The sequence below is a fragment of the Streptomyces sp. NRRL F-5122 genome, from assembly GCF_001507435.1.
Lineage (GTDB): Bacteria > Actinomycetota > Actinomycetes > Streptomycetales > Streptomycetaceae > Streptomyces > Streptomyces lannensis.
The window spans coordinates 1-5,961 of the sequence record NZ_LMWH01000025.1; the positions used below are offsets into that span (position 1 = coordinate 1).

The 5,961-nt window shown below is 68.6% G+C and carries 4 protein-coding genes and 1 pseudogene; 1 reads left to right on the forward strand and 4 read right to left on the reverse strand.

Translation table 11 applies throughout. The features are described 5' to 3' along the window. Nucleotides 1–274: 274 nt before the first annotated feature. Nucleotides 275–670: pseudogene (locus ADL25_RS04960) on the forward strand (GNAT family N-acetyltransferase). Between the two features lie 96 nt (nucleotides 671–766). Here the strand turns inward: ADL25_RS04960 and ADL25_RS04965 are convergent. The 4 genes from ADL25_RS04965 to ADL25_RS48865 all read right to left on the reverse strand — a co-directional run bounded on the left by ADL25_RS04965 (nucleotide 767) and on the right by ADL25_RS48865 (nucleotide 4,576). Continuing rightward, nucleotides 767–2,824, reverse strand: coding sequence for an ATP-binding protein (locus ADL25_RS04965; protein WP_059126388.1), 2,058 nt, complete (start codon nucleotides 2,822–2,824; stop codon nucleotides 767–769). Between the two features lie 11 nt (nucleotides 2,825–2,835). Beyond that, nucleotides 2,836–3,459 (reverse strand): DUF4255 domain-containing protein, encoded by a 624-nt coding sequence (locus ADL25_RS04970; RefSeq protein ID WP_059126391.1) that lies wholly within the window; start codon nucleotides 3,457–3,459, stop codon nucleotides 2,836–2,838. 52 nt (nucleotides 3,460–3,511) lie between these two features. Then, nucleotides 3,512–4,144, reverse strand: coding sequence for a response regulator transcription factor (locus ADL25_RS04975; protein WP_319114286.1), 633 nt, complete (start codon nucleotides 4,142–4,144; stop codon nucleotides 3,512–3,514). Nucleotides 4,145–4,219: 75 nt separating this feature from the next. Next, entirely contained in the window at nucleotides 4,220–4,576 is a 357-nt protein-coding gene (locus ADL25_RS48865; protein ID WP_059126390.1) for a hypothetical protein, read from the reverse strand. Between the last annotated feature and the right edge of the window lie 1,385 nt (nucleotides 4,577–5,961).

Sequence of the window (5,961 nt, forward strand, 5' to 3'; positions counted from 1 at the left end):
CGGCGGAGATCATCCGCGCAGGACAGGAAGCAGGGGCCACGACCGCCTACCTCTACTCCAGCCCCATGGGCGAGCCCGTATACGCATCCCTGGGCTTCCACACCGAAGAAATCCTGACCGCCTTCACCGCCCCGGCGTGATGCACGTCCGACACCGGCCGAGGCCCTTGCCCGTTCGAGCAAGGGCCTCGGCCGTCGATTTGCCGCGCTCGTCGACGGGGCGTCGCCACTCCCCGTGGCAACACTGAACGTGTCTCGATCACTACGATCGAGGAGTGACGATCAAGTACGAGTGGCGAGGGGACTTCGACAACGCCGCCCTGAACGCCCTGCACGCCGACGGCTTCGGTCACCCGGTCGCCGAGACCGACTGGCGAGAACGTCTTGAGCGCCACAGTCTCGGCTGGGTCTGAGCCCGGGAGGACGGCGCCCTGATCGGCTTCGTCAATGTTGTCTGGGACGGCGGAGTTCACGCCTTTCTCCTGGACACAGTGGTCGCCCAGCGATTGCGGGCGAGAAGCATCGGCACCGCACTGGTCGCGACCGCGGCTCGCGAAGCTCGTGCCGCGAAGTGCCAATGGCTCCACGTCGACTTCGAGGCGCACCTGCGTTCGTTCTACTTCGATGCCTGCGGCTTCAGGGAGACGACAGCCGGTCTGCTTGGCCTGTAGCACCGTGGCAAGACTCTCGGTTGCGGTGCGAAGCGACGCGGAAGCGCGGCTCCTTCAGCAACCGACACGGCCCGGACGTCGCCGTGTCCGCTGCTCCTACACAACGACCTCGCCGGGGACCAGGCGTCCCGCCTTGCGGTACTCACGCTTCGCTCCCGCCAGCAGGTCCGCCGTGGTGACCGGTGTGCCACGGCCCACGGCGATGTAGGCGGCCGTCACGACGGCGCTGCGGATCGAACCGCCGGCGAGCTCGAAGTCCCGCGCGCAGGAGTCGAGATCGATGTCGTCCGCGCAGGGCACTCCGGTCAGGCTGTGGCGCCAGAGGGCCAGGCGTTGCGACGGGTCGGGGAAGGGGAAGTCGATCAGCAGATCGAGCCGGCGGGTGAAGGCCTCGTCGATGTTGGCACGGAGATTGGTGGTGAGCAGGGCGATGCCGTCGAAGGACTCCAGCCTCTGCAGTAGGTAGGCACTCTCCAGATTGGCGTAGCGGTCGTGGGAGTCCTTGACCTCCGAACGCTTGCCGAAGATCGCGTCGGCTTCGTCGAACAGCAGGACCGCGTTGGTGCGATCGGCCTCGGCGAAGATCTTTTCGAGGTTCTTCTCCGTCTCACCGATGTACTTGTCGACCACGGCCGACAGCTCGACGATGTAGAGGTCGATGCCCAGCTCCCCCGCGACGACCTCGGCGGCCAAGGTCTTTCCCGTCCCCGACTCCCCCGCGAACAGTGCCACCACGCCGTGCCCGCGCCCACCACCGGTACGCAGCCCCCACTGTCCAAGCACCCGCTCCCGGTGCCGTGCCCGGGTCAGCAGCTCTGCTAGCTGGGTACGGGGTTCATCTGGCAATACGAGATCGGCCCATGTCACGGCCGGACTCACACGCCGGGCATGCCGGTCCAGGGTGGGTGCCGACTGCCGGCGGGCTCCCTGCTGTATGTGTTGTGCGCCCAGTGTCGTGCCCTCCAGGGCGGCGAGCGAGTGGGCGGCCTTGGACGCGTGGGAGATCTGCTCGGGAGTCAAACGGTAGGAGGCGACGGTCGCAGGCAGGTCGAAACGCTCGGCAGCGTCACCGACATGGGTGTGCCAGAGCAGTTCGGTGTTGACACCGTCGGGCGGCGCGTCCAGGCACAACACGTCACCGGACGGGGACCAGCGTGGGTCGAAGGAATCGGCGCCGAAGATGACGACAGGGAGGGCGCGGCGGGCACCGGTGTTGCGCACTCCCGCCGCTGCGGACGCCGTGGGGTCCGGTGTGTTCAAGACGGCGCCCTGCTCCACTGCATTGACCCAGACTTCGGGCTCCTTGGGCAAGGGGCCCAGGACGATGCCGGCTCCGAGCAGGCGCGCCTCTCTGAGCAGCGCGGGAACCACCCGGTCGGCTTGCTGCGCCGTGTGCGTCACATCGCAGCGCAGCACGGGAAGACCCGCGGCGTGCACGGCCGCGACGGCGGTCGCGAGGCCGGTGCCGTGCCGGCTCTCACGCAGGTGGACCACGGCGGGAGCGGCCGCCAGCAGCGCCCCGAGCCGCCCCGCGAACAGGCCTGTCCCGGGATCGGCCCGGCCGGTACCCCCGTCCGGTTCGCCGGCGGACTGCAAGTACACAGAGCCGGGCAGGTCGCCGTCGAGCGTGTCGTCGCCGAGCAGATGGGCGATCACCCGCTCAGGGACCCGGAGTGACCGGCCCGGCAGAGGCCGGTCCTCGTCGTCCAGAGTGATCAGGTCACCCGAGCGCAAAGGGGCACGGGGATGGAACCGGGCGCGAGCGGACGCCTGACAGGGTGACAGTCCCACGAGATCGAGGGCGAGGGCGACGGTGGCACGCCGACGTCCGACATCGTTGTTGAGATATCCGTACAGCGACTCGAAGTCGCGGTCCACATCCGGGGCCAGGGCGGCGAGCAGGATGTGGATGTCCAACTGCGTGAGTGCAAAGCGTTCGGCCAGCCGCAGCAGACGGCCCTCCGGGTCGCCACAACTTCCGTAGGCGTCGTCGAGACGGACCGAGTGCTGCGCCCCGTCGACCTCCAACAGCCGCCCGATGCGCTCCCGCGACAGATACAGCCCCCGCAACGGGTCACCTGCCGACGGATCTTCGGCGCTGCGCTCGTCGACCAGGGTCCGGGTCCTCTCCCGGAGCAGCGCGAGGCGTTTCATCAACGCGCCGCTCACTGCATGTCCTTCCTGGCCGAAGGCCTTGAACCGCCCTCACGGCTGTCGGCGAGGTCATGCACCACGGCCACCGTCGGCTCGAGGACCGGCGGTGCCACCTGGTAGTCGGGGGAGACCGGCATCGGCGCCACCACCACGACCTCCAGCGACGGCTTGAGTTCCCCGCCGAGTGCCGACCAGACGTCCGCGATGGAGCGGGACTCGGCCGGTGGCACACCGATGGTGAGGGGAATCGCCGGACGGAGGTCTGCCAGGGGACCCTCGAGATATTCGGCCGGAAGCGCTTCGTGGGGCAGCAGACCGGTCAGAACGGCGGACAGGAGCCGATGCTCGTCCTCGGTGCGCTTGGTCCACGCGGTGAGCAGATACGACAGCCGGAACCAGCGGGGCGGCTGGCGGCGCCGTGTGACCGTGCCGGTGGCATCCCGCAGCGCCATCGCGCCACGTTCGCGCCGGGCCACCTCCTCCCGTATGTCGTAGAGATACGCGTCCACGGTGGGAGCGTTGCGGCGGGCGGCCCATTCACGGGTGGGTGCGTCGAAGACCACCTCTGCCGCGCCCGCGGGCAGGGCCTGCGCGCGCAGCAGACGTCGCAGCGCCTCGTCGATCTCATGTATCACCGGCACGTCCCCGGGACGGTGTCCACCAGGGGTGCCGACACGACCGGGGTGCTCACAGGTACCCCTCCCGCAGTGCGTACGCAACGGCGTGGGCGCGGTTGCGCAGCTGCATGCGTGTCATGAGACCGTGCAGGATGTTCTTGACCGTGCGTTCCGAGTAGGAGAGCTTTCCCGCGATCTGCCGGTTCTCCAGTCCGTCGGCCACGAAACGCAGCACCTGCACCTCACGATCGGACAGCCCGGTGACCATGGGCACCGACGATGCACCGGAGCCGTGTCGGCCCAGTTGCACGAGCAGCCGGTTGAGCAGGTCGGACGGGACTTCGCTGTCGCCACGGGCCGCGGATCGCACGGCCTTGGCCAGGCTCTCCGCCGTGGCCTGGTGCCGCCACACGAAGGTCCGCACTCCGCAGGCCACCGCGCTCAGCAGTTCCCGCTCATGGAGCTTGCCCGCCACCAGCACCGCTTCCCGTGATTCGCCGCGCACCAGCCGGCGCAGCATCACGGCGGCGTCGTCGTCGACGCGATCGGCGAGGATCACGGCCACCGAGCGGCGTCCGACACTCTGCACGGGCCGCTCCAGCACCTCGATCTCGGGCTGTCCGCGGAGGAGACCGGAGAGGCCGGCCCGCGCGATCGGGTCGTCCGCGTGCAGGGTCACCGTGATCATCTTGGTTGCCATCATTGTCATCAATGTCTTGCCTCACGAGCCTCGGGTGTGAGGCCGGCACACGACCGGCCCCACGCCCGACCGAACACTTCAGTCCCTGCTGTCCTTGGCCTTGGTGCCGTCGGGAGCGACGGCGAACCAGGTTCCGCCCACCCCCTCACCCTTGATCTCGCCTGCCGCCGTGTCCTTGGAGAACCGGTAGACGGGCCATCCCCCGATGGTCACCTGCTGAGTTCCGTCGGGCCGGGTGACCGTCGAGATCTTGTCGCGGTACAGCCGCTGGAAGACGATCTTGTCGTTGGCGAGGACCGGCGGCCAGGTGACCGCGCAGTCGCCCACGCACGTGGCCTTCGAGGGGTTGGCGGAGTCCGGGTCGAACCGGTACAGCGTGAAGCCCTCACCGTCCACCACGGTGTTCCCGAGGCGATCGTTGTGCCCGAGCTGCACCGTGGCCGGCCAGTAGCCGCCCGACGGGTTCGTCGACTGCGCAGGCTGAGGCGCCTGACCGGCAGCCGCCCCGTTCCCCGTACCGTTGGATCCGGCGTCCCCCGCAGCGCCGGATCCACCGCTACCGCCCGCAGCGCCGTTGGAACCGGCGGCCGCGGGAGGGACGGATGCGGGCGCACTGGGCGCCGAAGACGCAGCTCCGCTGTCGGAGCCGCCGCATCCAGCAAGCAAGAGGACGCTGCTGAGTGCTGCGGCCAGGCCGAGAGATGCGTAGGAACGCGTCATTGAACTTCCCTTGTCGTATTCATACAGACAGCTGGTACGCACGACACACGAGGTGCGCCGCACCATGTGTGCGGCACGCGCATCACCCGGCGCCCAAGTGGGCAGGCTGAATGGTGCCGTTGCCACAGACAGCCAACCGTGTGAACGTCCACGCCCCGTCGATAACGTGTTGACGAGATGTCCTCATTCGGTTGACGCGGAGCCAAAGGCATCGTCCGCGCGGTCAGGACACCAGGCGTACGGTCACGACGACGCCACCACAGGGATCGACAGGTGTGTCCAAGCCGCGCCCAGGCAGCCACGAGCACCTGACACCGATACCCACATCCGCTCCAGGCAGGCAGGCAGGCAGGCAAAGGTCCGGCAGCCGGTCGAACCACGTCCTAAAACCCCGTCTGGCGTGGGGATGAGAACATCTGGGCCACCTGTGGTTGGCCACAATCCCAGGGCAGCCGATCAGGAAAGCCCCGACCGTCCGGACACACGGGAGAGTGACTCGACCAAGCTCACCGCCCACGCCCGGCAGAGCCTTCAGCCGCACCGGCACCAGAGTCGACCATTCCGCCGCGGGGCCGGAGAACGCCCTCCCGGACTGACACAGCGCACCACGCGGACTGCGCGTCACTCCCCTCGTCGACCGCGGCCGACCGTCCCATGGGCATACCTGGCACAGCTGCCGCAGCGCCGAGTGACCGGGCGCTCGGCTCGAAGCCATCCGCCGAGAGGTGAAGGCCATGGGCCGCGGTGGTGTTGTCGAACGCCGGATCGGCGGCTTCACGTGAGGATCAAACCCGCGGCAAGGCACGGCTATGACTGTTGCTTCTTACGGTGCGACACCCGGCCGTCGGTGCGCGCAGGCAACTCGCCTCCGACCGGCTCCGAGCCCGACAGCTCCCCTTGCTGATCGGCGCGGCATCCCCAGCAGTACCGACTGCTCAGAGCCGAAAGGGCTGAGGACGATTACGCCGGGGCGGTGAAGGCGGTCAGGATTTCTTCGGTGCGGAAGCCCAGGGATGCGTATACGGGCTCGCCCATGGGGCTGGAGTAGAGGTAGGCGGTCGTGGCCCCTGCTTCCTGTCCTGCGCGGATGATCTCCGCCG

Excerpts from the sequence above, each read along its gene's own strand:
- ADL25_RS04965 (WP_059126388.1), bottom strand. The coding sequence starts at position 2,824 with ATGAAACGCCTCGCGCTGCTCCGGGAGAGGACCCGGACCCTGGTCGAC.
- ADL25_RS04975 (WP_319114286.1), bottom strand. The coding sequence starts at position 4,144 with ATGATGGCAACCAAGATGATCACGGTGACCCTGCACGCGGACGACCCG.